The organism is Stenotrophomonas sp. 2YAF22 (assembly GCF_052114665.1).
Classification (GTDB): Bacteria; Pseudomonadota; Gammaproteobacteria; order Xanthomonadales; family Xanthomonadaceae; genus Stenotrophomonas; species Stenotrophomonas indicatrix.
On the sequence record NZ_JBFRFE010000836.1, the window covers coordinates 1 to 1,458 of the forward strand.

At 66.7% G+C, this 1,458-nt stretch carries 1 protein-coding gene and 1 pseudogene; both read right to left on the bottom strand.

Features of this window, described 5'->3' with window-relative positions:
• The coding region (gene argH, locus AB4Y84_RS21575) for an argininosuccinate lyase (RefSeq protein ID WP_442250920.1) at nt 1-1,205 on the bottom strand (1,205 nt) is incomplete at its 3' end.
• Between the two features lie 19 nt (nt 1,206-1,224).
• A pseudogene (locus AB4Y84_RS21580) lies at nt 1,225-1,458 on the bottom strand (N-acetyl-gamma-glutamyl-phosphate reductase); the annotation flags it as partial.

The following is a 1,458-nucleotide window of genomic DNA, read 5'->3' on the forward strand; positions in this document are numbered from 1 at the left end:
GGCGTTCGCCCCTGCCCTGCACTGTCGGCACCGGCAGCAGCGGCCTTGTAGGCCTCGCGGAACGGCACGCCCGCTACCGCAGCTTCCACCGCGACATCGGTGGCATACATGCCCGAATCGATCGCTGCACGCAGCTTGTCATCGCGCCATTCCAGGTTGGCCAGCAGCGCCGGCAGCAGTTCAAGCGCGGCCAGGCCGCGCCCGAAACCGTGGAAGATCGCACCCTTGGACGACTGCAGGTCGCGGTGGTAGCCCGACGGCAGCGACAGCAGCTGCTCGATTTCGGTGCGTGCAGCGGCGACGCTGGCATGGGTCGCCCGCATCAGCTCGATCACGTCCGGATTGCGCTTGTTGGGCATGATCGAACTGCCGGTGGTGTACTGCGCCGGCAACGCGACGAAACCGAATTCGGCGCTGGTGAACAGCGACAGGTCCCAGGCAATGCGGCGCAGGTCCAGGGTGGCACCGCCCAGCGCTTCCAGCGCGGCCAGTTCGAACTTTCCACGCGACAGCTGAGCGTAGATCGGCGAAATCTGCATGCGCGCAAAGCCGAGCGCGGCGGTGGTGTGCTCGCGATCCAGCGGCAGGTTTACGCCGTAACCGGCGGCGGTGCCAAGCGGATTGGCATCGACCAGCGCATGGGTATCGCGGGCGCGCACGGCGTTGTCGATGAAGGCTTCGGCCCAACCGGCCCACCACATGCCGGCCGAGGACACCACGGCACGCTGGATGTGGGTGTAACCGGGAATCGGCAGATGCTGCTCGGCCTGCGCACGGTCAAGCGCCACCTTGGCCACCTCGGCGCTGACCTGCGCCACGCGCTGCAGCTTCTCCTTCAACCACAACCGGGTGGCGACCAGGATCTGGTCATTGCGGCTGCGGCCGGTGTGGATCTTGCGGCCGGCATCGCCCAGGCGCTCGGTCAACCGTGCCTCGATCGCCGAATGGCCATCCTCATACTGCGTATCCAGCACGAAGCGGCCTTCGCGGAAGTCCTGCGCCAGCACCTCGAGTTCACGCAGCAACCCGGCCAGTTCGTCGGCGCTGAGGATGCCGATGTGCTGCAGGCCCTGCGCATGCGCTGCGCTGGCAGCAATGTCATGCAGGAAGAACTCGCGATCGAGGATCACATCGTCGCCGGCGAGGAAGGTCTGGATCTGGGCATCGACAGCGACGCCTGGCTTCTGCCAAAGAAGGTCTGCCATGGGGAGCTCCTGTACGGTTTCAGTGCGGGATCGACGTCAGTTCGTCGATGCCCAGCGCAAGATTGAGGTTCTGCATGGCCTGGGTGGCCGCGCCCTTGAGCAGGTTGTCCAGGGTCGCCACCACCACCACCCGCTTGCCGCCCGGGGCGAGCGTGAAGCCGCCGACCTGGGCACCGTGGCGGCCAGCGATGCGGCTTACCCACGGTGCCTCGTCCACGACCTCGATGAGGGCTTCACCGGCGTAGGCTTGCTG